Consider the following 26,894-nt stretch of genomic DNA (forward strand, 5'->3'; position numbering starts at 1 on the left):
TAAAAAAATATTTTACAATACATAAAATATTATTAATCATCTACATAATGTATATTACATATATAAAAAACACTTTTACATTAAATTCATATTATGAAATGGATCGCACAAGCACCATCTAATATTGCACTGATTAAATATATGGGGAAAAAAAATAAAATCAATAACTTACCTATAAATTCATCATTATCTTATACTTTAAACCGTTTTAAAAGTACAGTTTTATTAGAATATAATAAAAAAATAAAACAAGATTTATGGAAACCGCTATCAATAACAAAAACTAACCATACAAAAAATATTTTTTTACTATCTATATCAGAACAAAAACGTTTTTTAAAACATTTATCTAGGATAAAATCATATTTTAACTATAAAGGATCATTTATTGTTCAATCAAACAATAATTTTCCGATAAGTGCTGGCATATCAAGTTCTGCATCAAGTTTTGCAGCATTAACTAAATGTGCAATATTAGCAATCAGTACAATTAAGCAGTGTCCTATCCCATCAATTACAAAACAAGCTAACATAAGCAGAATGGCATCAGGATCATCTTGCAGATCATTTTTTTCTCCATGGACACTATGGAAAAAAAATAATTTGGTTTTATCACCAAAAATAAATTATAATAATCTAAAACATCAAATTATTCTCATTGATAAAAAAAAAAAATACATATCATCAACCCAAGCACATAATTTAATAGAAACTAGTACCTATTTTAAAACACGACACAAAAGAGCAAATAATAACCTAAAAAAATTATTTAAAGCCATCAAATATAAACATTGGAAAAATATTTATAAAATATGTTGGGAAGAATTTTTTGATCTACATAGATTATTTATAACTAGTAAACCATCTTTTTCCTATATAAATCAAAAAACAGAAAATGCACTTTTAATGTTAAAAGAATTATGGAAAGTAAAAAAAGACGGACCTATCATAACGATGGATGCAGGTCCAAATATACACCTATTATATAGAAATGACCAAACAAAATTAGCTTTAAATTTTAAAAATTACTGTATAAAACAAAATTATGACATACTTTAATGATATTAAAATTATTGCTCATGGAAAATGGATATTAACTGGAGAACATTCAGTATTAAGAGGATATGGAGCTATAGTTTATCCTATAAAAAGTAAAATACTTTATTTAAAATATAAAAATATCAATTCTAACACATTACATATATCCTGTAATAATAACAATATAAAAACAAATATATCTAAAATCTTTCGAAAAACACTTAAATATGGACTAAAATTAATAGAAAAAAAAACAAATAACTTTAATGGCTATATAAATATATATAACAATATTCCAATGGGAATGGGAATGGGCTCATCTGCTGCTATTTCATTTGTAATAGCAAAATTACTTACTAGAGTATATAATTTACAACCAGAATTAATTTATCCTTTTGCAAAAAAAATAGAGATGCGTTTTCATAAAAAAAGTAGTGGAATTGATATCATTGGAGTCTCATCAAAAATAGGTACTTATTTTAAAAATGGAACAAATAAAATAATTAATCAAACTTGGAAACCAAAATGGTTTTTATCTTCCTGTGGAAAAACAAGTAAAACCTCTTTTTGCATTAATAAAGTTAATAATTTATGGAAAAAAAATAAAAAAAAAGCTAAAAGAATTGATATAGAAATGAAAAATAGCGTAACAAAAGCTATTTTTTCTTTAGAAAAAAAAGACCCAAAAAATTCTATTTATTATTTAGCTCAATCTATACAACAGGCACATAACTGCTTTAAAGAATGGGGTTTAATTAATATACATCTTAAAAAACACATAAACTTATTACTAAATTTAGGTGCTATTACAGCAAAACCTACAGGATCAGGACTTGGTGGGTATGTAATTAGTCTATGGAAACAATCTCCACCAACAACATCAATTAAATTAATTCCTATATAAAATATATATACATTGTTTTATAAACAATAAAATTTAAAATAAACAACTCTCTTACTAAAAATAAATATAATATATGTACTACGTACATAAACTTACATTTCATTTTTTACTAATTCTTGCAATATTTATTTAAAAATATCTTATCTACCAGTACTTCCAAATCCATGATCAGATCTCTTACTTTTTTTAAAAGAACTTACAATATTAAATTTTACTTTTTTAATTGATATAAATACTAACTGAGCAATTCTCTCTCCAGGATTAATTAAATAATTACTTCCACCTCTGTTCCAACAAGAAATTTTTATCTCTCCTTGATAATCTGAATCAATTAATCCAACTAAATTTCCTAATACTATCCCATTATTATGGCCCAAACCAGATCTAGGCAAAATGATCCCAGCAATATTTCTATATTTAATATATATAGCAATTCCAGTTTCTAATAAAATAGTACTATTAGGATGTATACAAACAGGACTATCAATACATACTCTTAAATCTAATCCAGAAGAACCTAAAGTAGCATATCTAGGAATTATATCATCAATGTATACTTTTTTTTTGATTATTTTAATTTCAATTAACTTATCTTTCATATATAAATATTTAATAAATTACTATATATATTATTTTATAATATATAAAAAAATATATTTCTACTTTATACTTTACAAAATAAAATTTTTTATTTAAAATAAAAAATTCCAATAAACATTTTATAAACAAATAAATCTCTATAAAATGAAATTATAAATTTTCCCATACCAATCTTTTTTTTATAAATAAAATAAAGATATAAAGTTATCTAATAAATCTACCATAGCTCTCATCTATTAAAAATAATAATATATTAATCTTATAACAAAATTATATATAAATAAAATGAATTTTTTATATAAAAAAAAAATACTTTTTGAATTAATGAAAAAATCCGCTATAGTAATAGTTCCAAATTTCATAATCAAAAAAGAATTATTATTAGAATATTTTTATAAAAAAGCGAAAAAAAAAATAGCTATAAAAAAACCCAATTGTTTTTCATATTCTGAGTTTTTAAGATACACTTTTAAAAATATCATAAATCAGCATCCTCAATATAACCATCCTAATATACTAGAAAATTTTCAAATACGCTTCCTATGGAGACAAATTTTATCTAAAAAAAAAATTAACGAAAGTATACTTCTATCTATTGAAAAAGGATGGAAGCAATGTAATGCATGGAATATAAATTATAAACATCCTAATTTTTCATTAACAAAAAAAACAAAAGAATTCCAACATTGGATTTCCCAATTAAAAAAAAAGTTATTTAAATTAAATTCTATAAGTGAAACAGAAATAGCTAACTATATATTAAACTGGAAATTTAAATTAAATTCAAAAATTATAATATGGTTATACTTTGACTATTACACATATCAACAAAAAAAAATACAAAAATCAATGATCAAACAACAATATATAATAAAACATTTTGATGTTGTTACTAAACATGATTCGTTTTCTAAAATATCAAAATCACACATTTTTTTATGTAAAAATTTAAATGAGAAAGAAGAAAATAAAAAAATCCTTCAATGGGCAAAAAAACAATCACAACAAAATAATAATATTGGCATAATCATTCCTGAATTAAAAAAACAATCAAAAAATATTAAACGAAACTTACAACAAAATTTCATCAAAAATTTTGAAATTTTTTCAGAAAACTTATTAGAAAATTATCCAATAATTTCTCATGCACTAACATGGATCAATATTGATAAAAAAAAAATGACCAACGAAGAATATTATTTATTATTACAATCCCCCTACTTAATAGGATCAAAAAGTGAAATGTTACCTAGAATAGAACTAATGCAAAACAGTTTTTTCCTTGAAGAAAAAAAAAATAATTACAATTTTTTTTGTAAAAAAATTTCTAAAAAATCACCAAAACTTAGTTATGCATTAAAAACAATTACAACATATCCACAAAAAACATCTCCAAAACAATGGATAATAATTTTTAAAAAACGTCTTAAAAATTTAGGATTTCCAGGAGAATATCCTCTCACCAAGAATAATTATCAATGCTATCAATATTTACTAGCAACATTGGATAAATTAAGACAATATAAATTACTTATTTCAAATATGAATAAAAATCAAGCAATTACAGCATTAAAAGATTTAATAGAATTTAACTCTTTGCTATTAAACAAATATACTAATATTAAAATATTAAATCCACTTAAAACATCAGGAACCTTTATGAAAGAGATATGGATTAAAAATATGGATACACAATATCATTACAAAATTTTTAATCTCTCTTCGTTTATACCAAATAACTTAAAAAAAAAAATAATATTCTACAATTATAAAAAATCCTTAAATATAATAAAAAAAAATATAATACGTTTACGAAAAAATAAATCGAATATTATTATTAGTTATTCCAAATACAATAATGCAGGACAATTACAAATTGTAAATTCAATCATTAAAAACCTAAAAAATATCTATCCAATATTTTTAAACACAAATAAACAAAAAAATAATAAGTTAATAAATTTTTCTGAAAATTATCGAATATCATTTAAAAAAAATAATATATTAACAGATGGAATTAACGTATTAAACAATTTTATTCAATGTCCATTTAAAGCACTATCTTTTTATCATTTGAATATAAAAAAACAATTTTATCAATTCTCAGAAGAAATAATTAATAAAGAAAAAGGAATTCTTCTTCATAAAACAATGGAAATACTGTGGAAATACTTAAAAAACCAACATAATTTATTAAAATTTAATAAAAAAACAATAAAATACCTAATAAATTTATCTATTAAAAATAGTATCAACCTATTACAAAAAAAATTTTTATTTCTATTAAATCCATTAGTAAAAAAAAATGAAATAACACGATTAAAACAAATAATAAAATTATCTCTAAAATGGGAAAAAAAAAGAGAACCTTTTAAAATAAAATATCTAGAAAACAAACATCTTATTCACATAAACAACATTAATTTTTATATCAGAACTGATAGAATTGACGAAGATAAAAACAAAAAATTATGGATTATTGATTATAAAAGTAATTTACCAAAAAACTTTCTACATGAAAATACAAACAACATAATAAATAACTTACAATTATCATTATTTACCTTGTTAAAAAATAATATTAGTATTATATTATTTCAAAAATTAAAAACTAATTCTTTTTCATACAAAGGAATTAGTTTTAATAAAAATCTACCAAATTCTTGCAATAATCTAATTATAAAAAATAATTTACACTATTATCAAAAAAAATATTACAATCAAATTGTCAACCTTTTAAATAATTTTAATAAAGGACACTATCCACCAAATCCTCATACACCATCTATTTGTAATAAATGTAAATATAAAATTCTTTGTAGAAAAAATATATAAAATATTTATTTTACCATTCATATATAAAATTTAATTATGTTTAATTAAAATTAATATCATATATACTTAACTATTCTCACAACGTAAAACCAAAATCTATTGTAAAATAAAATCAAATATTAATTAACAATCAATCACTGATATGTTTATAAAATAAAATATTTCACTTCAAAACTAATCAAAAATATAATAATAATGAAAAAAAGAGTAGTTGTAACAGGAATGGAAATAATTTCCTCCATTGGAATTGGAATCGAATCATTTTGGAAATCCGCAATAAAAGGAAAAAGTGGAATAAATCGCATTAAAAATTATAATCCAACTCCATATCCAACACAAATTGCTGGAGAAATACAAGATTTACCTATAATAGATATTCCAAAATTCAAAAATAAAAATTATTACCCAAAAGTAACTAAATACGCTATTTATTGTACACAACAAGCTATTAAAACATCTAATCTAACTATAAAAGAACTTAATCAAGCAGGAATTTTTATTGGAACAAGCTTAGGAGGACTTCCTGAACTTGAATCTGCATATCAAACATTTTATAAAATAAACTGGAAAAAAATACCAGCATTAAGTATATTAAAAGGAATGCCTAACTCTACCGCAAATCATATAGCTATTTTATTTGATATCAAAGGAATCAACTCTACAACATCTAACGCCTGCATTTCTTCTGCAGAAGCTATAAAAAATGCTTATGAACAAATACTTTATGGAAATTTAAACATTGCTATATGCGGAGGATCTGAATCATTACTATGGGAAACCATAATGGCATCATGGTGTAAACTCCGAATTATGTCTACCCAAAATACCAATCCTAAAAAAGCATGTAAACCATTTGATATTAATCGAGACGGTATGGTTATAGCAGATGGAGCAGGGATACTAATATTAGAAGAGCTAAATCATGCAAAAACAAGAGGAGCAAAAATAATAGCCGAAATCATTGGAATAGGAAGCTCATGCGACGCTTACCATATAACAATACCAAATTCTAAAGGTCAAGAAAAAGCAATATCTAAAGCAATAAAAAATGCAAAAATCAATATATCTGATATACAATACATTCATGCGCATGGAACAGGAACTAAATTAAATGATATTATCGAAACACAAACAATAAAAAACATTTTTGGAAACAAAGCTTATGATATACCGATCACTGCACAAAAATCAATGATTGGACATACAATTGGTGCATCAGGAGTTATGCAAATTATTGCAATCATCTTAAGTTTAAAAAACAATATTCTACTTCCTACAATAAATTTAAATAATCCCGATCCAAAATGTGATCTAGATTATATACCTAACATAATGAGAAAAAAAAATATCCATATAGCATTATCTAATCACTTTGCTTTTGGAGGATCAAATATCGCAATCATATTAAAAAAATATTATAATTAATAAATAATATTGTTAATTAAAATTTAATTTAACAACCAAACAGATAAATAAAAAAATTAACAAATAAAATTTATAAGAATATTTTGACTAAACTAATCAATCGATTATAATATATTACATACCTTATTTATATAAAGTAATATTACAACTTATAATGAAATTATATTTCTAAATAAAAATAATTATGCTTATTATACGTCTAAAAAAAACTGGAACTAAAAAGAAATCACTTTATAAAATAATAGTAATAGAAAATAAAAACAAACAAAACGGAAAATATATAGAAAAAATAGGATATTTCAATTCATTAATTAATGATAATGATAAAAAAAGACTCTATATAAATATTGATCGATTAAATTATTGGAAAAATATTGGAGCAAAACTATCTAAACGAGTATATTCTCTACTAAAAGAAAAACATAGAGTAAATAATACTTCATAAGTATACAACTATATATATTTTTTTAAATATCAAAATACTATTATTTGCCATAATTAACGGTAATGATAGTAATAATAAAAAATATTTTTTAATATAAACATAATTATAATTTATTCAAATGTTACATTTAGGTGTTATTACTGTTATTCCGGAAATGTTTGACTCTTTAAAATATGGAATTATAGGTCGATCTATTAAAAAAAAATTAATAAAAATTAATTTTTGGAATCCAAAAAACTATACAAAAAACTCAAAACGTAGAATAGATGATAGACCATACGGTGGAGGACCAGGAATGGTAATTATGTATGAACCAATTTATCAAGCAATCATACAAGCAAAAAAAAATATGCCATCACCACATAAAAGTATATATTTAACTTCTCATGGAAGAAAAATAACACAATCTTACTTATTAAAAAATGTAATAAACAATAATCAATCATTAATATTCATATCTGGAAGATATAAGGGTATTGATGAACGAATCATAATAAAACATGTTAACGAAGAATGGTCTATAGGAGACTTTATCATAAGCGGAGGTGAATTCGCGGCAATGGTTTTTATAGATGCTATTACGCGACTTATTCCTGGGACCTTAAATAATAAAGATTCTATAACTCAAGATTCCTTTTCTAATGGATTATTAGATCATCCACATTATACAAGACCTATAAAAATAGATAATCTTAATGTTCCATCAATACTATTAAGTGGAAATCATTCAAAAATAAAAAAATGGAGAAAAGAAAAAAGCTTAAAAAACACCATTCTAAAACGTCCAGACTTATTAGAACATAAACTAAAATAAAACATAATTTTTTTAAAATATCAAATATAACAAAATAATATAAATTAACAATTTATATTAAATTATAAAAGGAAATATGCAAAAACATGAATAATATTCTTAATCAAATAAACTTCAATTTAACAAAAAACAAAAAAATCCCAAAATTTAATCCTGGAGATACAATAATAGTTCAAATAATAATTAATGAAAACGATAATAGAAAAAGATTACAAAACTTCGAAGGAATAGTTATTGCAAAAAAAAACAGAGGATTAAACTCTTCTTTTACTATAAGAAAAATTTCTCATAACATAGGAATCGAAAGAGTTTTACCAACATATAGTCCAATTATAAAAAACATTTTAATAAAAAAACAAGGGTTAGTAAAACGAGCAAAACTATACTATTTTCGGTCCCTAAAAGGGAAATCAGCTAAGATCAAAGAAAAATCTTCAAAAATTCATAAAAATTACAACAAATAAAAAAAATCATGAAATTATACTCTAATGAGTAATATTATATTTTGAATAACAAATAATTAATTCTTACAATAATTATGTGTCCGAAAAATATAAATCATTTTCTATATCAACTGCTATTTAATTTTAATAAATTTATCTGATTTATTAAAATTCATTATACTTATTCCTATTTTTAAAGCAGACAGTCTTTTAATGTTAAAACAATAATTTAATAAATTAACCATATTTTCATTCCCTCCATATTCATTCTTATTAATTTTATAAAAATTAACTATATCCATATTTAAACCTAAACTTTTAATAAATCTTCTATCATTTAATAAATCTTGTGTAAAATACCCAAAACAATGATCTAAAATAGTATCAACTAAAATAATAACACGATATGGATGTACTTGAATAAATCCTCTTATAGAATCTAATATATATTCTTTTATATTTCCATTTGAAAAAAACAATTTAACTGTACTTTTACTTTTAAGAATAGCCAATAAAGGATGATGTCCTGGCATTATTCCTATATCTCCAAGAACACTATTAACAACAACCATTTTGACTATTCCAGAAAAAATCTCTTTTTTAGTACTTATCAAACTAAATCTGATATTTTTTTTCATAAAAAAACTATAATAAAATTACTGATTATTATCTTTTTTAACTATTTCATCGATACTACCTATCATGTAAAAATTTTTCTCATGAATATGATCATATTTTCCAGAAAGTATATCATTAAAACCTTTAATAGTTTCCATCAAAGAAACATATTTACCCGATATACCAGTAAATAATTCAGAAACATAAAATGGCTGAGAAAGAAATCTCTGTATTTTTCTAGCTCTATAAACTAAACATTTATCCTCCTCTGAAAGTTCATCTATTCCTAAAATAGCAATAATATCTCTTAATTCTTTATAACGTTGTAACACATTTTTTACCCGACTAGCTACATCAAAATGAATATCACCAATGATTAATGAATCTAACTGTTTTGAATTTGAACTCAATGGATCAATAGCGGGGTATATACCAAGTTCAGCTATTTGTCTAGATAACACAACAGTAGCATCTAAATGAGAAAAAGTAGTAGCAGGAGAAGGATCAGTTAAATCATCTGCTGGTATATAAATTGCCTGAACAGAAGTGATAGAACCTTTATGAGTTGAAACAATTCTTTCTTGCAACAAACCCATTTCTTCTGCTAAAGTAGGCTGATACCCCACTGCAGAAGGCATACGACCTAATAATGCAGAAACCTCAACACCAGCTAACGTATAACGATATATATTATCTATAAACAATAAAACATCATTTCCATCATTACGAAATTTTTCTGCTAAGGTCAGACCAGTCAATGCAACTCGCAACCTATTCCCAGGAGGCTCATTCATTTGTCCATACACAAGAGAAACCTTATCTAATACACCAGATAATTTCATTTCATCATAAAAATCACTACCCTCCCTTATTCTTTCTCCTACTCCGGTAAAAACAGAATATCCATCATGTTTAATAGCTATATTCCGAATAAATTCCATCATTGTAACAGTTTTTCCAACACCTGCACCACCAAATAAACCAATCTTTCCTCCTTTTGGAAACGGACATAATAAATCAATAGCCTTAATTCCTGTTTCTAATATTTCATAATTTCCTATTTGATCAACATAACCTGGTGGAGATTTATGAATTGGATATTTCATTTCCGCATCAATATCACCTAAACCATCTATCGGTTCCCCTAAAACATTTATAATTCTCCCTAATGTTTTATTTCCAACAGATACATGAATTGATTTACCAAGAGAATAAACAGACATTCCTCGTTTTAATCCATCCGTTTTACCCATAGGTATTGTTCTAACAACACCATTTCCCAATTGCTGTTGAACTTCAAAAATTAAATGTCCACCATCTAAACTCAATGCTTCATATATTTTTGGAACACAATCCTTAGAAAATCTAATATCTACTATTGAACCAATTACAGCAATTATTTTCCCAAAAACCATATCTACCTCTTTATAAAAAATTAATTTACCCCACACATAATCTCTGTTAACTCCTGTGTAATTGAAGATTGCCTAATCTTATTAAATATTAATTGAATATCCTTAAGAATATTAAAAGTATTATCTGTAGCACTTTTCATAGATAATCTTCTAAAAACCTGTTCGCAAGCAATATTCTCAATCAAACCTTGATATATTTGAAAATATATATAGTTTTCTAATAAAGTATCTAATACAACTCTTGAATTAGGTTCATATAAATAGGTCCATAATTCATTGTTATATAATTTCTTATTTTTATTTAAATTCAATAATGGTAAAATTCTCTTTAAACAAACTTTAGATGACACATTATTAACATATCTATTATATAACATATAGATTGAATCAACCTTCTTATCACAAAAAGTATTAACTACAATATTAATAAAACCAAACATATCCTCAATTTTTAAATACTCATCTAAATAATCAAATGCAGTTATCACCTTATAACCTAATTGACTAAAAAAACTATAACCTTTTTTCCCAACTATAAAAATAAAAACATCTTTATTACTATTAGTCCATAGTCTGATTCTATCAATAGCACTTCTTAATAAACTATTATTTAAACCACCACATAAACCCTTACTTGTTGTCAATATAATAAAGCCTACACTATTTTCTAAATATTCTTCTTCTTTCTTTAAGAACAAACTATCATAATCTAAATATGTACTAAGAGTATTTATAATAATACTATTAATAGTATTAAAATATTGTTTAAAATTAACCATTCTTTCTTTTGTTTTTTTCATTTTACTAATAGATACCATTTCCATTGTTTTTGTTATTTTTTGTATTCTCTTAATACTAGAAATTTTATCTTTAATATCTTTTATTTTATCCATAAAACTCTATCTTAACCATGTTAATAATTTCATATAACCCATTTTTATTTTAACAATAAACATTTATAAATCCTCATTATAAAAAAACAAATATTTAATTTAAATTTGTTAAATATTCTTTTTTAAATTTTAAAATAATATCTATCATTTTTGATAATACATTATCCGAATATAAAGTTTCTTTATTTACTTCTTCTATAAACTGTTCATAATTTATTTTCGAATAACTATGCAAACTTTTTTCAAAAATATTAATTTTATCTATAGGAATATCATCAAGATATCCTTTGTCTAATGCAATAATAGATATAGCAATTTCAAAAACAGAAACAGGAGAATATTTCTTTTGTTTTAATAATTCCATCACTCTTTTTCCTCTATCTAATTGCATTAAAGTTATTTTATCCAGATCAGAAGAAAATTGAGAAAAAGCTTCCAATTCATGATATTGAGCTAAAGATAATCTTACTCTTCCGCTTAATTTTTTAATTATATCAGTTTGAGCAGAACTTCCAACACGAGAAACAGAAAGACCAGAATTTACTGCTGGTCTTACTCCAGAATTAAATAAATCTGAATCAAGAAATATTTGACCATCTGTTATAGATATTACATTTGTTGGAACAAACGAAGAAACATCACCAGACTGAGTTTCAATTATAGGAAAAGCTGTTAATGATCCAGTTTTTCCCTTTATCTTTCCCTTTGTCAATTTTTCTACTTCTTCTTCTCTAATTCTTGCAGAACGCTCTAATAACCTAGAATGAAGATAAAAAATATCACCAGGATAAGCTTCTCTACCAGGAGGTCTTCTTAACAATAATGAAATTTGTCTATAAGCCCATGCTTGTCTTGTTAAATCATCATATATAATTATGGCATCCTCACCATTTTCCATAAAAAATTCACCCATTGAACAAGCAGAATATGGAGAAATAAATTGTAAAGATGCTGAATCTGAAGCAGAAGCTACAACAAATATTGTATGCTTCATGGAATCATTTTTTTCTAAAATTTTTATATTTGATATAACTGAAGAAAGTTTTTGACCAATGGCTACATAAATACATTTTATTCCAGTATTTTTTTGATTAATAATAATATCCATTGCAATAGTTGTTTTTCCTGTTTGTCTATCACCAATTATCAATTCTCTTTGTCCTTTTCCAACTGGAGTCATAATATCTATAGATTTCAAACCAGTATGTACAGGTTGAGAAATAGACTTTCTAGAAATTAATTGAGGAGCATCTCTTTCTACAGGAAGCATTTTATCAAAATGAATTTTTCCTTTTCCATCAATAGGTTTTCCTAATGGATTAACGACACGTCCAAGAAAATTATAACCAACTGGAATTTCCAAATAATTACCTGTACAACGAACTTTTTGCCCTTCAGATAAATGTAAATATTCACCTAAAACAATAGCATTAACATAAATATCATTAAAACCTAAAACCAAACCAAAAATATTATTTTGATAAAAATAAATCATCTCTCCTAAAAATACATCAGAAAGACCACTAATTTCAACTATACCATCCTTTAAACTAATGATAGTACCCTCATTTCTCATTTCACAAGAAATATCTAACTCTTCTATTCTTTTTCTTAAAACATCACTTATTTCTATTTCACTCAAATTAATGTTTTTTAACATAAATTTTACCTTTTATTATTCAGTTAAATTTACTTTTAACTTTTCCAATTTTCTTTTTATTGAATTATCAATAACAAAATCACCAATAATTAAAATTACACCTCCTAAAATTGATTTATCTATTAATATCTCCAATTTAATCTCAGAATCTAATTTCTTATTAAGAATATTAATCAATTTTTTCTGATATGAAATTGACAATTTCAAAAAAGTAATTACATAAACCATAGTTATGTTTTTCATTTCATAATACAAAAAACTAAATTCTCGATAAATTTCAGACAAAAATAAAAAATGTCCATTACTAATTACAACATCTAAAAATTTTTCTAAAATATTTCTATCTTTAAAATCATCAAACATATCTAACATTAAAAGATTTTTTTGCTGACTAACAGTTAAATTATATCTTCTAATCAAACTAACTATTTCTGTATTCAATACAATTTTTGTAAAAAATTTTAAAATATTTAACCAATCAACCATAGTTCTATTCTTCATAGAATAAGCAAGAATTATTTCTACATAAATTTTTTTCAAATTTTTATTAAAAGTAATCATTTTAAATTTCCTTAATTAAAAAATTTAACAGATCTTCATGATCTTTTTTATTAACTTCTCTGGATATAATTTTTTCCACAGCTAAAATAACAAAACAACCAAAATTTTTTCTTAATTCATTTTTAACATTTATAACTTCTTTATCTAAATATTCCTTTATACCTTTTATATATTGATCTGCTTCGTTTCTAGCATCTTTTTTTGCCTTTTCAATTAAATAAAAAGCTCTTTCATTAGCCTTACTTATAATAATATTAGACATTTCTTTTGCTTTTTCTAATTCTAAGGTAATTTGGTCCTTCATTAAACTCCACTCTTTCTTATTACTTTCAGCTTCAGAAAAATCTTTAATTATCTTATTTTTTCTTTCTTCAATAATCTTTTCTAATGGAGGCCAAATAAACTTCGTCATAAACCAAATAAATACAGCAAAAACAACAATCTGAATAAAAAAAGTTAAATTAATATCCAATTTCATTCCTCTTGTTCTATATATAACATTAATGAACTTTCTTATAAAACATTAAAATTATTTCGTTAATTTTATAAAAAATAAATAATAAACTATTAATACTCACATTATATTTATTTTTTATCCATTGGAATAAATTCCAGTCAAAACACTTAAAAATGGATTAGCAAAAATAAAATAAAGAGCTAAGCCAACACCTATCATAGCTACAGCATCAATAAGTCCAGCTACAATAAACATCTTTATCTGAAGAACTGGAATCATTTCTGGTTGCCTAGAAGATCCTTCAAGAAATTTACCTCCCAATATTCCAAAACCAATAGCAGTACCTAAAGCACCAAATCCTATTAAAATAGAAACAGCAATAATAGTCATACTTTGAATCTGGGCTACAAAATGCAATGTTTGCATAAATAATTATCCTCCAACATATTTAATAATATTATTAAAATATAATATCATATCTTCATTACACAAATTTAACAAATTATTTTATCATTTTTCATATGCAATAGATAAATATACTATAGTTAAAACCATAAAAATAAATGCCTGCAAAATTGCTATAAATATATGAAAAATAGACCATAAAAACATTAATATACATTGAAAAAATACTATAACTAATTTAGAACTTAATAAAGTTAAACTTTTTCCTACAGTTAATGTAGAAAATAAAATAAAAATAAGTTCACCAGCATATAAATTTCCAAATAAACGTAAAGATAAAGAAATGGGTTTTCCAATTAAATCTAAAAAACTTAATATTACATTGAACGGAATTAAAAAAATATTATGAAAAGGATGTAAACACATTTCCTTTAAAAAACCAAAAAAATTTTTCTTTTTGATCTTAAAAAAAATAAATAACATAAAAACTGAAAATGATAAAGAAAATGTCATATTCAAATCATTTGTTGGAACTATTTTGATATAATTAATTCCTATAAAATGCAAAAAAAATGAAAAAAAATCCAAAGGAACAACATCCATTAAATTCATTAATAAAATCCATGTAAATATTGTCAAAGCCAAAGATCCAATAAAAGAATATTTTTTATCTTTACCAAAACAATCTCTAATCTGACTGTTAACCAACTCTAAAACAATTTCAGATAAACTTTGAAAAATTCCAGGGGCAAATAAATCTAACTTGCGCGTTACAGAATAAAAAAATATTACTATAACTAATCCTAAAAAAATTGAAAAAAATATAGTATCCAAATTAATAGTCCAAAATTTTTTACAACCAAAATTTACACAATTTAAATTAAATACCAAATGATTCAAATGATGTTTGATATATTTTGTATTTAAATCCATCTAATTCCCCTAATCTAAAATTTACTTTTCGAATTAAAATAACACATTATTACCAATACCTTTATAAAATTGTTACATATATATTTATATATATATACTATTAAAGTATAAAAACAATCCAATAACCCATAAGATTAACAATATACATAAAAAAAAAACTAAAAAATTAATTTTTACTAAACAAAAAATTAAAGTAAATATAACAACACTAAATAAAATCTTTAACACCTCTCCAAAATAAAATTTTTCTAAGGTAAACTTATTGAAATTATTTAAACAATAAAACACAAAAAATAAAAAAGGGAAAATCGTACTTAATCCACTCAACAAAACAGTTATCATTTCATTTACTGTAAAAATATATTTAAAAATAATAGAAAATATTATTGTACTAATAATTTGAAATATAATAACACACCAAATTAAATAATAATTTTTTGATCGATCCATATTTAATATATATATCAATATTTAAAAAAAAATTAAATTTTATAAAAATAAAAATTTTAATTTTTATTTTTATAAATATATGTGATGATAATAACAAACTAAATCTAATTCATCAAAATTAAAATATTTATCTATAAATAAAATTAAAATATTTAAAAATATAAAAATTATATAAAAACATATAATTAACATTTTTTAAATCTAAATTTATCTTTTTTAAATTAAATTTAAATAATAATTTATTCATATAAACACTAAATAAAATATAAATATTTTTATTCATCAAACTTAATATTCTTCAGTAAAAATAAAAAATAATTACGTTCTATTATTTAATAGTATAATATATTAAAACTTAAATTAGTTAAAAACATTAAATATCAATGCCTAATGAAATCGGAAAGCTCTATATAGTTGCAACACCAATAGGAAACCGTGATGATATCAGTTTACGAGCTATAAAAATTCTTAAAAAAGTTAATTATATCTTATCAGAAAACACTAAATATTCTTATTATTTCCTTAAATCATTTAATATAATAAAACCATTAATTTCATTTCACATTTTTAACGAAAACAAAATTAGTGATCATATTATAAATAAATTAAAAAATGGAAAATCATTTGCATTAATCAGTAATGCTGGAACGCCATTAATCAATGATCCAGGATTTCCTTTAGTAAAAAAAGCACGAAAAGAAAAAATTCCTGTCATACCAATTCCTGGAGCATGTGCCTTAATTGCAGCAATATGTTCTTCTGGAATACCATGTAATACATTTTTCTTTACTGGATTTTTATCTTCTAATTCTAATAACAGAAAAAAACAAATTGAATATATAAAATATAAAAAAGAAACAACTATCATATATGAAACTAAATACAAAATCATAGAATCAATAAATAATATAAACGAAATATATGGAATACAATATAAATATGCTATTTTCAAAGAAATAACCAAATCTTTTGAAACTTTCATATTTGAAACTGGAGATAAAATAAAATCCTGGATTTTATTAAATCAATATAATAAAAAAGGAGAATTTATAATCATTTTACCAAAATATACAATAAAAAATTAATAACATAAAATTATATAAAAAATATTTCGTTATAAAAGAATATGTATAAAGAAGTAAATAAAATAATAAATTATTTTCAATAAATGTACATTTTACTTTCCTATACAAAAATTAGAAAAAATTTCTTCTAATAAATCATTCGAAGAAAATTCCCCAGTAATTTCTCCTAAATATTGATGAGCTAATTTTAAATCTTCAGCTAATAATTCATCTAACTGACAAGAAATTATCTTCTTCTTACTAAATAACAAAAAACTATATGCCTTATCTAAGGCATTTTTATGTCTTTTTTTAATTAAAATTTTTTCATCTATTGACTGCTGAATATTATTAAAAAATAATTCTCTTATAAAATCTTGAATAAGATCTATTCCCATTTTTTTTTTAGCAGAGATATAAACAATATTCGAGCACCTTTTCGGTGTAATATTTAAAATATCAATTTTATTAAAAATAATAAGAATAGGTATATTTTTTAATGAAAATTTATTAAGTATTTTATTCGATTTAATTTTTTGTAAAGATTCTATAGAATCAATAACAAAAAAAATACAGTCAGCATAAGAAGCTTCTCTTTTTGCCAATCTAATTCCTTCTTTTTCAATAATTCCTGATTTCTTTCTTAAACCAGCAGTATCTACTAAATGCAAAAGAAAATTATCTAAAAAAATATCTGTTCTAATAAGATCTCTAGTAGTACCAGGTATACTAGTTACCATAGAAATTTGTTTATTAGACAAAGTATTAATTAAAGTGGATTTTCCAACATTAGTATTTCCTAAAATAACAATTTTTAAACCTTCAACATATTTTTTTCCTTGTACAGTATTTTTTTTAATTTTTTCAAACAAAAACAAAATATCGTTTATTTTATTTAATATTTTCTTTTGATTTAAATTAAACACTTCTTCAGCAAAATCAATAAATGCCTCAATAGAAATACGAAGATTAACAATTTTCTTATTAAGAAATTTAATCATCTTACCAAAATTACCACATAATAAACGCATAGACATATTTAAACTTATTTTAGATGTAGATTGAATAATATCAGAAATTGCTTCTGCTTGAGTTAAATCAATTTTTCCATTAATAAAAGCTCTTTTAGAAAATTCCCCAGGAAAAGCCAATCTAGCACCATAATAAATACATTCCTCTAATAAAATATCTAATATAATTGGAGAACCATGCAAATGAAACTCAATCACATCCTCCCCTGTGAAAGACTTTGGAGCCTTGAAATAAGTAATTAATCCTTTATCTAAAATTTTCTTATCTCTACCAGTAAATAAACAAAAATGGCATTTTCTTGGAATCAAGAACTCAGCATTGCTAATTTTCAACGCAATAGAATATGAAGAACTACCTGACAAACGAACAATACCTACCGCGCCTCTCCCTATTGGAGTAATTACAGAAACTATAGTATCTAAAATCATTTAAAAAAAAACTGTATTTACCAAAATTTAAAATTTAAAATAACTATAAAAATAGTCTTATCCATATCTTTTTAAAAAAATCCATTGTTGAACTATAGAAATCATGTTATTAACACTCCAATACAATAATAAACCTGATGGAAAATTCCAAAATAAAACAGTAAACAAAATTGGAAAAAAAATAATCATCATATTTTGCATAAAATCTTCTTGGGAAGAAGAATTCAATTTTTGTTGAAATAACATTGTTAAACCCATAATTATAGATAGTATATGATAAGGATCTGCAACACTTAAATCCTTTATCCAAAAAATAAAATTAGCTTGTCTAAACTCTATACTCTCTAATAAAACCCAATAAAGAGCAATAAACACTGGAACTTGTATTAAAATGGGTAAACAACTACTAAAAGGATTTATTTTTTCTTGACGATACAAATCTATAGTTAATTTATTTATTTTATTCTTATCATCACCATAAAAATCACGTAAAGATTTAAGTTTTGGTTGTAATTTCTTCATAGAAGACATAGATTTATAACTTGTCATAGATAAACGATAAAACAATAATTTTATTAAAATTGTTGTTAAAACAATAGACCATCCCCAATTACCTGTAATAGTATTTATTAATTTCATTAAACTAAATAGTAAAGAAGATAAAAACCAGAACCAACCATAATCGATTGTTAAATTCAATGCAGGAGAAATATTTTTTAACACACTTGCTATTTTAGGTCCTATATATAATTTAAAAGAAATTATCTTATTCCTTTTAGGAATAACAATTAAATTTTTTGAAATAATTCCAATAACATGAATATTACTTCTATTAATTACCTTAGTATAAATAAAACTATCACTACTCCTATTTGTTAAATTTTTAGATAATGATTTACTATGAAATATCCAAGCATTTAAAAAATAATGTTGTTGCATAGCAATCCATCCATTAAAAAACTTTTCTACCAAATTATTTTTTTCCATACTTTTAAAACTAATTTTTTTATAAAAATGATGTCCAATATTAGAATAAGAAGCTCCAATATAAGATCCTACATGAAAAAGATTTGAATACTCTTTTTCAGGTAAAATATTTAACAACTGGGAATTAACATATAATTTTAAAGGATATTCACCAATATTTTTAATCAAATACCTTACAGAAATCAAATAACTGTTCTTAACAAAAGAAAAAATCTTTTTTACTTCCAAAAAATGATCTATTTTTGAATACAGAACTACATTAAACATGTTATTTTTTTTATTTTCTAAATTATAATCAACTCTATTTGAACTAAAATTTAATTTTAACATTTCTAACTTTTTATTACGTAATAAATATAAAAAATTATTTGCAGCAAAGAAATTATTTTTTTTACAATCCAAAATCTTTACTGAATCTCTACTATTTATTCTTACAGGATATTTTACCAATTCCGCTAATATTATATTTCCATTCTTTAAACTAATATATAAGTTTAATACACTAGTTTTAATATGTACTAAAGAATATTTTTTCAAAAAATTCAAATAAACAGAACTATATTTGCTTGAATACCTCAATTTTTTTAGAAAAAATATTTTTTTTTCTTGAATAAAAGAAGAAAAATCTTCATTTTTTTGATCCGTACCAATAAAAGTGCTTTTATTATATGATGAATTTGTAAAAAATAAACGATCTTTTTCCCATGCCATCCACAAAAAATATACAACTAGAAAAAAAACCATATACAATAAGATTCGCAAATTGACCATAAAAATGATTTCCTATCTATTTCACTAATAAATACAAATAAACTAATTAATAATTTAGATTTTCCTACTACTTAATGCAATTTTTTTAAAAAATTTACTATACTATAAAGAAATAGTTCTTTTCAATAAAAAAGATTCTTTTCTTCCACTTTTTTTTCAAATATTAATTTTCTGAATTTTTTTCCAAACATCATTTAATATATAAATGACACACTGATTACTTAAGCCAACTATCTTTGCATTTACTAAAATAACTATATCTAAATTATTAATAAAAGTAATTAACCTAAAAGTTTCTTTTATAAGTCTTTTAATATTATTTCTATTACAAGACTTTTTTATTATTCTTTTAGATAAAACTATTCCAAGTCTACTGGTATCCCCTAATAAATTCTTCCAAAACAATAAAATAAAACAAAAAACTACCATTCTTTCTGAATTCCTAAAAACCAATTCAAAATCTTTGGTCTTAAATATTCTTCTACTCTTACCAAAAAAATACATAATAATTATTCCTCTATAAGAATAAACTACCTTATATTAAATTTATTATTAAACCGACAACCTTTTTCGCCCTTTCATTCTCCGCCTACTTAATACTAATCGACCATTTTTTGTAGACATTCTACATCTAAAACCGTGACACCTTTTTCTTTTTAAATTACTAGGCTGAAAAGTTCTTTTCATAAATATTTTCCAATAAAATATACAAAAATAAATAAAAATCAAAGTATTAAACAATATATGTAATTTTTATTAATTAGTCAACAAAATTTAACATAAATTTTTTTAATAAAGATTAAATATATACAAGTTATGCACAACTTATTCACAATATCAAAAATTATTCACAACAATAAATATAAAATATTATATATGTGTATTTATAAATACACATATATAAAAATATATTTTTGTTCATAGTTATACACATAATATAAAAAATATTATCACTTTTAAAATTTTAAAAAAATCGTAGAGACTATACAAAAGTAAAAAAAAATTTTTTATATACTAATATTAAGAAATATAATTCTATCTTTTATTAAAGAATTTACTTAAATATATTAAGATCTTTATTCTATGAAAGAATTAATATTCTTTTTTTTATGTAACATATATATATATATTATTATTTATGTATTGCTTCAAAAAAGAAAATATTGACAATTTCTAAAAATACTAAGATAATTGACTCTAAATAAAAGTAATAAAAAACCAAAAATATGTAATAAAATAAAAGAAACTTAGAATTAAACATCTAATTTCATAAAAAATTGCTTAATTTTTATTAAAAAATAAGAAAAATATTTATTCATACAAAAATATGAAAAAAGAATAAAAACAAATATATTTATACTTTAAAAGTATTTGGCAAAATAATAAATTTTAAATTTTTTTGTAAAATTTTATTAGAAATAAAATATTTTAATTAACTAATATTATTCAATAATAAAATCTTATTAAGATATAAAATAAACAAAAAATATATAAAATCCATTAAATTAAAATTTAGAATTTTTATTAAATAAAATTTTATAAATACCAAAAATCCTAAAAAATTAGATGTTTACAGTAAAAAATTTATATTGAAAAAATTATTCATATGCTTTAAAAAAATGTTGAACAATAAAAACCAAAAAAATCTATTAATAATATGGAAAAAATGTCTACTTTCTTTAAGAAAAAATTACCCAAAACAATTTAACACATGGATTAAACCAATACAAATAGAAGATAAAAAAAATCATATTAATTTATTGGTACCCAATCAATTTGTAAAAAATGAAATCAAAGAAAATTTTTTCTCAGAAATAAAAAAAACAATAAAATACTTGAGCAATAACAAAATTAACGTTATCTATTTAAAAATAGGAACTAAAAAAATTAACGATTCTATAAAAAAAAAAAAATTATTTAAATATAAAAAAAAAATATTTAATTCCTTTAGTTATCTTAATAATTTTAATAAAAAATTTACTTTTACTAACTTTATTGAAGGAAGTTCCAATTTTCTAGCAAAATCGATAGCTATGAAAGTATCTATGTTACCAGGCAAAAAATATAATCCATTGTTAATCTACGGAAAAACAGGATTAGGTAAAACTCATTTAATTCATTCCATAGGTAACAAAATACTAAAAAATAATCCTGAATATAAAATATTATATTTACATTCAGAAAATTTTGTATTTAATATGATTAAATCAATAAAAGAAAAAAGCATTATTGAATTTAAAAACTTTTATAGATCTTTAAATGGATTATTCTTAGAAGATATTCAATTTTTTGCAAACAAAAAATATTCTCAAAATGAATTCTTTCACACTTTTAACACTTTATTAGAACAACAACAACAAGTAGTTTTAACTTCTAATCTTTCTCCCAAAATAATTACTGGGTTAACAGAACAATTAAAATCAAAATTAAATTACGGTTTAACCGTAAAAATTGAACCACCAAATTTTAATACACGTATCTTAATATTGATTGAAAAAGCAAAACAATTAAATATAAATTTACCTAAAAAAGTAATATACTTTATAGCAAATCACATTAATTCTAATGTATTAGAATTAGAAGAAGCACTGAAAAATATTGCTGAAAATTCTATTTTTACTAAAAAAAAAATAGATATAAAATTAACTAAAAATAGTTTAAGAAATCTTATTACCATAAGAAAGAAATCTGTAGATACTGACAGTATTAAAAAAGCAGTAATGAAATACTATAATATACAAACAAAAGAATTTTTATCTCAAAAACGATACGCTCATTTAGTAAGATCTAGGCAAATGGCAATACTATTAATTAGAAAACTAACAAATCTAAGTTTCAATAATATTAGTACAATTTTTAATAAAAAAAATCATACAACAGCATTGTATTCTTACAAAAAAATGAGGAAATTAATACAATTAAATAATAATCTTTTAAGAGATTACAAAAAAATACTTGAAATAATATTTTCAAAATATAATTAACAATTTAATGAAAAAGAAAAATATAATTTTTTATATAAAAATATCTAAAAAAACTTTTTTAAATGCTTTATCAATAGTTTTAGGAGCCATAGATAAAAAAAATAATACATTAACAATATTAGATAATGTTTTAATTGATTCTAAAAAAGATAAAATAGTCTTATCTGCTACAAATTTAGAAATTAAAATTACAACATATATTGTATGTAACAAAAATATGGAAAATCAAATTAAAATTCCTGGAACAATTACTATTCCAGGAAAAAAATTGTTCCATATATTAAAATTATTGGATTTAAACGATATTCCATCAATTATTGCAATTAAAAATTCTGCATTAATTAAAACCAATAATAGTAAATTCTTACTCAATACTTTATCTTATAAAAACTATCCAATTAGTGAATTTAAAAATCCAACTATTAAAATAATGATAAAATCTTATGATATTGTTAATTTATTTCAATTTACTTATTTTATCATACCAAAAAGTGATTCAAGAATATACTTAAATGGATTATTATTAGATTTTACAAAAGGACAAATAACATCAGTTTCTACTGATGGTTACAGAATGGCTATAAAGAAATTCTTTTATGAAAAAATTAATTTTAGTTCCCAATTTTTATTGCCTAAAAAAGGTGTACAAGAAATACTTAAACTATTGTCTAATACAGAAAATACAGATCTTATTATCTCTGGGAATGAAAATTATTTGCAATTTTCCACAAAATTATATAGTATCGAATTAAAACTAATAAAAGCAAAATTTCCTTCATATCAAAAAATCATTCCTACACATCAAGATAAGATTATTCTTATAGATCGAGATAAATTTAAACGAGCATTAAAAAGAATTTCAATACTAACTAATGAAAAATCAAAAGCTATTTTATTGCATATAAAACCCTCTGTATTAATTTTAACAAGTACTAATAAAGAACAAGAAAATGCTATAGAATTATTAAACGCGGATACAAAAGGAAAAGAAATCAAAATAGGTGTAAATGTAGATTATTTATTAGAAATTTTAAACATATTACCAAAAGGATTAGTTAAATTATCAATGCAATCTTCAGATAGTAGTATTTTAATACAAATAAATAATAATAATAACTATAAATACATAGTAATGCCTATGAAAATATAGGAATATTATTTTCTATATTCTTATTAAATTCTGTTATCATGTAATAATGAATTTTTTATTTAATTAGTTTATTATATAAAATTTAAAATAAGAATCTTTTAAAAAAAACGAATTTAATCTTAAAATGATGAGTTATGATTCTAAAAATATTAAAATATTAAAAGGACTTGATGCTGTAAAAAAAAGACCAGGAATGTATATAGGTGATACAGATGATGGATCAGGACTTCATCATATGGTATTTGAGATTGTAGATAATTCCATAGACGAAGTTTTAGCAGGATTCTCTAAAAAAATTTATGTAACAATACATAATAACGAATCTGTTACTGTAGAAGATGATGGAAGAGGAATACCTGTAGATATTCATGAAGAAGAAGGAAAGTCAGCTGCAGAAATTATTATGACAACATTACATGCTGGCGGAAAATTTGATGATAATTCGTATAAAATTTCCGGTGGTTTACATGGAGTAGGTGTATCTGTTGTCAATGCACTTTCTGAGAAATTGCAATTGTTTATTTACCGTAACGGAAATATTTATAAACAGTCCTATAGAAATGGAATTCCAAATAATTCTATAAAAATTATTGGAACATCCTGTAAAACTGGAACAAAGATTTGGTTTAAACCTAGTAAAAATATCTTTTCAAACATTAACTTCCGTTATGAGATTTTATTTAAACGATTAAAAGAATTATCTTTTCTGAATTCAGAAGTATGTATTCAACTAATCGATGAGAGAACACATAGAAGTGATAATTTTTCTTATAAAGGAGGTATATCTGAATTTGTTAAATATCTAAATTTCAATAAAAAACCTATTATACCTAGTATTTTATATATTTATAAAAAAAAATCCAATATTCAAGTAGAATTAGCTATGCAATGGAATGAATCTTTTCAAGAAAACATACTTTGTTTTACTAACAACATTCCTCAAAAAGATGGCGGAACTCATTTAATGGGATTTAAGTCTGGATTAACCAGAACACTAAATTCTTATATTGAAAAAGAAGGGTATATTAAAAAATTAAAGATACCATTAATTGGTAATGATATAAGAGAAGGATTATCAGCAGTTTTATCTATAAAAATACCAGATCCGAAATTTTCCTCTCAAACCAAAGATAAATTAATATCTTCTGAAGTAAAATCTATAATAGAATCTGTAGTTTCTGAAGAAGTTTATAATTTTTTACTAGAAAATCCTTCTTCATCTAAAATAGTTATTAATAAAATCATTGAAGCTGCTAAATCTAGAGAAGCAGCTAAAAAAGCAAGAGAAATTACACGTAAAAAAAGTATGTTAATGGATACTATTGGGCTTCCAGGAAAACTTTCTGATTGTCAAGAAAAGGATCCTGAAAAGTGTGAATTATATATAGTAGAGGGAGATTCAGCTGGTGGTTCTGCTAAACAAGCAAGAGATAGAAAATTTCAAGCTGTATTACCTTTAAAAGGTAAAATTCTTAATATAGAAAAAGCTCATTTTGACAAGATGATATCTTCACAAGAAATAATAACTTTAATAACAGCCATTGGTTGTAATATAGGAAAAAATGAATTTTGTTTAAATAAAATTCGCTATAACAGAATTATTATTATGACAGATGCTGATATAGATGGAGCACATATAAGAACTTTATTATTAACTTTTTTTTATCGATACATTCCTGATTTAATAAAAAAAGGTTTTATATATATAGCACAACCACCATTGTTTAGAGTTAAAAAAGGGAAAAAAGAAAAATATATAAAAGATGAAGAATCTCTTTTAAAATATTTTATTGAAAATTCTTTACAGAATATTAAAATTTGTTCTTCTAATGATCATGAAAAGATTTCTATTTTAGATTTCAAAAATTTGCTATTAAAATATCAATCTATAAAAAAAGTTATTGCCAATTATTCTAATGAATATGATTTAGATGTTTTAAATAGACTTTTTTATTTACCTTTTTTAAAAGAAAAAGATTTTAGTTCTCAAAAATTAATTAATGTTTGGTGTAAAAAATTATGTGATAGTCTACAAAATTTGTATTTTAACAAAAACATTTATTATGATGTATCTTTAATATACAAAGAAGAAATATTTTCTTATCTTCCTTCTATAACTGTGATTAAATATGGATTAAGTAAATCTTTTATTATTAACAAGAGCTTCTTTTTATCCAAAGATTATATTAAGATAATGAATTTAGGAGAAGAAATTAAAAAATATGTAAAAAATGGATTTAAAATAATAAAAAATAATAAAGTATTAAAAATAATATCTTTTGATCAAGTATTGCATTGGTTGATAACTGAAGAAAAATGTGGTCAAGTTATACAAAGATATAAAGGTTTAGGAGAAATGAATCCAGAACAATTATGGGATACTACAATGAATCCTGATATAAGAAGAATGTTAAAAGTAACAATAAAAGATGCATTTATAGCTGATAAAATATTTTCAACATTAATGGGAGATCAAGTAGAACCAAGAAAAAAGTTTATTATTGATAACGCTTTGGAAGTAAAAAACATTGATATTTAATATTTTTTTTACATTTTTCAATTAATGAAAAACGGTAATTTTA

At 22.4% G+C, this 26,894-nt stretch carries 24 protein-coding genes; 11 read left to right on the plus strand and 13 right to left on the minus strand.

Translation table 11 applies throughout. The annotated features are described in order from the left end of the window. Positions 1 to 93 precede the first annotated feature (93 nt). Together RQL38_RS01540 and RQL38_RS01545 are read left to right on the plus strand one after the other, a co-directional pair. Entirely contained in the window at positions 94 to 1,059 is a 966-nt protein-coding gene (locus tag RQL38_RS01540) for a diphosphomevalonate decarboxylase (protein WP_338521279.1), read from the plus strand. Beyond that, positions 1,046 to 1,942 (plus strand): mevalonate kinase, encoded by an 897-nt coding sequence (locus tag RQL38_RS01545; protein ID WP_338521280.1) that lies wholly within the window; start codon positions 1,046 to 1,048, stop codon positions 1,940 to 1,942. The genes RQL38_RS01540 and RQL38_RS01545 overlap by 14 nt, the downstream gene beginning before the upstream one ends. A 140-nt stretch (positions 1,943 to 2,082) precedes the next feature. Here the strand turns inward: RQL38_RS01545 and dut are convergent, their stop codons facing one another. Then, positions 2,083 to 2,541 (minus strand): dUTP diphosphatase, encoded by a 459-nt coding sequence (gene dut, locus RQL38_RS01550; protein WP_338521281.1) that lies wholly within the window; start codon positions 2,539 to 2,541, stop codon positions 2,083 to 2,085. Between the two features lie 325 nt (positions 2,542 to 2,866). Between dut and RQL38_RS01555 the strand changes: the two genes are divergently transcribed. The 5 genes from RQL38_RS01555 (at position 2,867) to rplS (ending at position 8,525) form a co-directional block, all read left to right on the plus strand. Next, positions 2,867 to 5,377 (plus strand): PD-(D/E)XK nuclease family protein, encoded by a 2,511-nt coding sequence (locus RQL38_RS01555; RefSeq protein WP_338521282.1) that lies wholly within the window; start codon positions 2,867 to 2,869, stop codon positions 5,375 to 5,377. A gap of 195 nt (positions 5,378 to 5,572) precedes the next feature. Further along, on the plus strand, positions 5,573 to 6,802 hold the full coding sequence (locus RQL38_RS01560; RefSeq protein ID WP_338521283.1) for a beta-ketoacyl-[acyl-carrier-protein] synthase family protein: 1,230 nt from the start codon (positions 5,573 to 5,575) through the stop codon (positions 6,800 to 6,802). Positions 6,803 to 6,986: 184 nt separating this feature from the next. After that, positions 6,987 to 7,247, plus strand: a complete 261-nt coding sequence (rpsP, locus tag RQL38_RS01565) for a 30S ribosomal protein S16 (protein ID WP_338521284.1) — start codon at positions 6,987 to 6,989, stop codon at positions 7,245 to 7,247. 118 nt (positions 7,248 to 7,365) lie between these two features. Beyond that, the gene (gene trmD, locus RQL38_RS01570; protein WP_338521285.1) at positions 7,366 to 8,061 is read left to right on the plus strand and encodes a tRNA (guanosine(37)-N1)-methyltransferase TrmD; all 696 of its coding nucleotides are present in this window, start codon (positions 7,366 to 7,368) and stop codon (positions 8,059 to 8,061) included. A gap of 86 nt (positions 8,062 to 8,147) precedes the next feature. Further along, entirely contained in the window at positions 8,148 to 8,525 is a 378-nt protein-coding gene (gene rplS, locus RQL38_RS01575) for a 50S ribosomal protein L19 (RefSeq protein ID WP_338521286.1), read from the plus strand. A gap of 113 nt (positions 8,526 to 8,638) precedes the next feature. Here the strand turns inward: rplS and RQL38_RS01580 are convergent, their stop codons facing one another. The 8 genes from RQL38_RS01580 to atpB form a co-directional block, all read right to left on the minus strand. Beyond that, positions 8,639 to 9,142, minus strand: a complete 504-nt coding sequence (locus RQL38_RS01580; RefSeq protein ID WP_338521287.1) for a hypothetical protein — start codon at positions 9,140 to 9,142, stop codon at positions 8,639 to 8,641. A gap of 18 nt (positions 9,143 to 9,160) precedes the next feature. Next, complete coding sequence (gene atpD, locus RQL38_RS01585) at positions 9,161 to 10,537, minus strand: F0F1 ATP synthase subunit beta (RefSeq protein WP_338522000.1); 1,377 nt, start codon at positions 10,535 to 10,537, stop codon at positions 9,161 to 9,163. A 20-nt stretch (positions 10,538 to 10,557) separates the two neighbouring features. Continuing rightward, entirely contained in the window at positions 10,558 to 11,430 is an 873-nt protein-coding gene (gene atpG, locus RQL38_RS01590) for an ATP synthase F1 subunit gamma (RefSeq protein ID WP_338521288.1), read from the minus strand. Positions 11,431 to 11,524: 94 nt separating this feature from the next. After that, positions 11,525 to 13,090 carry a F0F1 ATP synthase subunit alpha gene (gene atpA / locus RQL38_RS01595; RefSeq protein WP_338521289.1) on the minus strand — a complete coding sequence of 522 codons (1,566 nt, stop codon included), beginning with the start codon at positions 13,088 to 13,090 and terminating at the stop codon, positions 11,525 to 11,527. 15 nt (positions 13,091 to 13,105) lie between these two features. Then, entirely contained in the window at positions 13,106 to 13,651 is a 546-nt protein-coding gene (atpH, locus tag RQL38_RS01600) for an ATP synthase F1 subunit delta (protein ID WP_338521290.1), read from the minus strand. Position 13,652: 1 nt separating this feature from the next. Then, the gene (locus RQL38_RS01605) at positions 13,653 to 14,129 is read right to left on the minus strand and encodes a F0F1 ATP synthase subunit B (RefSeq protein ID WP_338521291.1); all 477 of its coding nucleotides are present in this window, start codon (positions 14,127 to 14,129) and stop codon (positions 13,653 to 13,655) included. A gap of 114 nt (positions 14,130 to 14,243) precedes the next feature. Further along, positions 14,244 to 14,534, minus strand: a complete 291-nt coding sequence (gene atpE, locus RQL38_RS01610; protein ID WP_338521292.1) for a F0F1 ATP synthase subunit C — start codon at positions 14,532 to 14,534, stop codon at positions 14,244 to 14,246. 84 nt (positions 14,535 to 14,618) lie between these two features. Beyond that, positions 14,619 to 15,446: a F0F1 ATP synthase subunit A gene (gene atpB / locus RQL38_RS01615; RefSeq protein WP_338521293.1), complete on the minus strand. Its 828-nt coding sequence runs from the start codon at positions 15,444 to 15,446 to the stop codon at positions 14,619 to 14,621. A gap of 833 nt (positions 15,447 to 16,279) precedes the next feature. Between atpB and rsmI the strand changes: the two genes are divergently transcribed. After that, positions 16,280 to 16,981: a 16S rRNA (cytidine(1402)-2'-O)-methyltransferase gene (gene rsmI / locus RQL38_RS01620; RefSeq protein ID WP_338521294.1), complete on the plus strand. Its 702-nt coding sequence runs from the start codon at positions 16,280 to 16,282 to the stop codon at positions 16,979 to 16,981. Positions 16,982 to 17,073: 92 nt separating this feature from the next. On the opposite strand, the gene mnmE is transcribed toward rsmI, so the two are convergent. The 4 genes from mnmE to rpmH all read right to left on the minus strand — a co-directional run bounded on the left by mnmE (position 17,074) and on the right by rpmH (position 20,865). Next, positions 17,074 to 18,420, minus strand: a complete 1,347-nt coding sequence (mnmE, locus tag RQL38_RS01625; RefSeq protein ID WP_338521295.1) for a tRNA uridine-5-carboxymethylaminomethyl(34) synthesis GTPase MnmE — start codon at positions 18,418 to 18,420, stop codon at positions 17,074 to 17,076. 57 nt (positions 18,421 to 18,477) lie between these two features. Continuing rightward, entirely contained in the window at positions 18,478 to 20,178 is a 1,701-nt protein-coding gene (gene yidC, locus RQL38_RS01630) for a membrane protein insertase YidC (RefSeq protein WP_338521296.1), read from the minus strand. Positions 20,179 to 20,334: 156 nt separating this feature from the next. Then, entirely contained in the window at positions 20,335 to 20,682 is a 348-nt protein-coding gene (rnpA, locus tag RQL38_RS01635) for a ribonuclease P protein component (RefSeq protein WP_338521297.1), read from the minus strand. 48 nt (positions 20,683 to 20,730) lie between these two features. Beyond that, positions 20,731 to 20,865, minus strand: a complete 135-nt coding sequence (gene rpmH / locus RQL38_RS01640; RefSeq protein ID WP_338521298.1) for a 50S ribosomal protein L34 — start codon at positions 20,863 to 20,865, stop codon at positions 20,731 to 20,733. Positions 20,866 to 21,797: 932 nt separating this feature from the next. On the opposite strand from rpmH, the gene dnaA reads away from it, so the two are divergent. From dnaA to gyrB, 3 genes are all read left to right on the plus strand, one after another. Further along, positions 21,798 to 23,162 carry a chromosomal replication initiator protein DnaA gene (gene dnaA, locus RQL38_RS01645; protein WP_338521299.1) on the plus strand — a complete coding sequence of 455 codons (1,365 nt, stop codon included), beginning with the start codon at positions 21,798 to 21,800 and terminating at the stop codon, positions 23,160 to 23,162. A gap of 7 nt (positions 23,163 to 23,169) precedes the next feature. Beyond that, on the plus strand, positions 23,170 to 24,312 hold the full coding sequence (gene dnaN, locus RQL38_RS01650) for a DNA polymerase III subunit beta (RefSeq protein ID WP_338521300.1): 1,143 nt from the start codon (positions 23,170 to 23,172) through the stop codon (positions 24,310 to 24,312). Between the two features lie 124 nt (positions 24,313 to 24,436). Next, positions 24,437 to 26,851 carry a DNA topoisomerase (ATP-hydrolyzing) subunit B gene (gyrB, locus tag RQL38_RS01655; RefSeq protein ID WP_338521301.1) on the plus strand — a complete coding sequence of 805 codons (2,415 nt, stop codon included), beginning with the start codon at positions 24,437 to 24,439 and terminating at the stop codon, positions 26,849 to 26,851. Positions 26,852 to 26,894: the final 43 nt, after the last annotated feature.

Origin of the sequence: Candidatus Legionella polyplacis (assembly GCF_037013735.1) — a bacterium.
GTDB classification, from domain to species: Bacteria; Pseudomonadota; Gammaproteobacteria; order Legionellales; family Legionellaceae; genus Legionella_E; species Legionella_E polyplacis_A.

What these genes read in the sequence shown, in the direction of transcription:
- RQL38_RS01580 (WP_338521287.1), bottom strand. Translation starts at nt 9,142, where the DNA reads ATGAAAAAAAATATCAGATTTAGTTTGATAAGTACTAAAAAAGAGATT.
- gyrB (WP_338521301.1), top strand. Translation starts at nt 24,437, where the DNA reads ATGATGAGTTATGATTCTAAAAATATTAAAATATTAAAAGGACTTGAT.
- RQL38_RS01540 (WP_338521279.1), top strand. Translation starts at nt 94, where the DNA reads ATGAAATGGATCGCACAAGCACCATCTAATATTGCACTGATTAAATAT.
- rpsP (WP_338521284.1), top strand. Translation starts at nt 6,987, where the DNA reads ATGCTTATTATACGTCTAAAAAAAACTGGAACTAAAAAGAAATCACTT.
- atpG (WP_338521288.1), bottom strand. Translation starts at nt 11,430, where the DNA reads ATGGATAAAATAAAAGATATTAAAGATAAAATTTCTAGTATTAAGAGA.
- trmD (WP_338521285.1), top strand. Translation starts at nt 7,366, where the DNA reads ATGTTACATTTAGGTGTTATTACTGTTATTCCGGAAATGTTTGACTCT.
- rpmH (WP_338521298.1), bottom strand. Translation starts at nt 20,865, where the DNA reads ATGAAAAGAACTTTTCAGCCTAGTAATTTAAAAAGAAAAAGGTGTCAC.
- mnmE (WP_338521295.1), bottom strand. Translation starts at nt 18,420, where the DNA reads ATGATTTTAGATACTATAGTTTCTGTAATTACTCCAATAGGGAGAGGC.
- atpE (WP_338521292.1), bottom strand. Translation starts at nt 14,534, where the DNA reads ATGCAAACATTGCATTTTGTAGCCCAGATTCAAAGTATGACTATTATT.
- rplS (WP_338521286.1), top strand. Translation starts at nt 8,148, where the DNA reads ATGAATAATATTCTTAATCAAATAAACTTCAATTTAACAAAAAACAAA.
- dnaA (WP_338521299.1), top strand. Translation starts at nt 21,798, where the DNA reads ATGTTGAACAATAAAAACCAAAAAAATCTATTAATAATATGGAAAAAA.
- RQL38_RS01605 (WP_338521291.1), bottom strand. Translation starts at nt 14,129, where the DNA reads ATGAAATTGGATATTAATTTAACTTTTTTTATTCAGATTGTTGTTTTT.
- yidC (WP_338521296.1), bottom strand. Translation starts at nt 20,178, where the DNA reads ATGGTCAATTTGCGAATCTTATTGTATATGGTTTTTTTTCTAGTTGTA.
- atpH (WP_338521290.1), bottom strand. Translation starts at nt 13,651, where the DNA reads ATGATTACTTTTAATAAAAATTTGAAAAAAATTTATGTAGAAATAATT.
- dut (WP_338521281.1), bottom strand. Translation starts at nt 2,541, where the DNA reads ATGAAAGATAAGTTAATTGAAATTAAAATAATCAAAAAAAAAGTATAC.
- rnpA (WP_338521297.1), bottom strand. Translation starts at nt 20,682, where the DNA reads ATGTATTTTTTTGGTAAGAGTAGAAGAATATTTAAGACCAAAGATTTT.
- rsmI (WP_338521294.1), top strand. Translation starts at nt 16,280, where the DNA reads ATGCCTAATGAAATCGGAAAGCTCTATATAGTTGCAACACCAATAGGA.
- RQL38_RS01545 (WP_338521280.1), top strand. Translation starts at nt 1,046, where the DNA reads ATGACATACTTTAATGATATTAAAATTATTGCTCATGGAAAATGGATA.
- RQL38_RS01555 (WP_338521282.1), top strand. Translation starts at nt 2,867, where the DNA reads ATGAAAAAATCCGCTATAGTAATAGTTCCAAATTTCATAATCAAAAAA.
- atpA (WP_338521289.1), bottom strand. Translation starts at nt 13,090, where the DNA reads ATGTTAAAAAACATTAATTTGAGTGAAATAGAAATAAGTGATGTTTTA.
- atpD (WP_338522000.1), bottom strand. Translation starts at nt 10,537, where the DNA reads ATGGTTTTTGGGAAAATAATTGCTGTAATTGGTTCAATAGTAGATATT.
- dnaN (WP_338521300.1), top strand. Translation starts at nt 23,170, where the DNA reads ATGAAAAAGAAAAATATAATTTTTTATATAAAAATATCTAAAAAAACT.
- atpB (WP_338521293.1), bottom strand. Translation starts at nt 15,446, where the DNA reads ATGGATTTAAATACAAAATATATCAAACATCATTTGAATCATTTGGTA.
- RQL38_RS01560 (WP_338521283.1), top strand. Translation starts at nt 5,573, where the DNA reads ATGAAAAAAAGAGTAGTTGTAACAGGAATGGAAATAATTTCCTCCATT.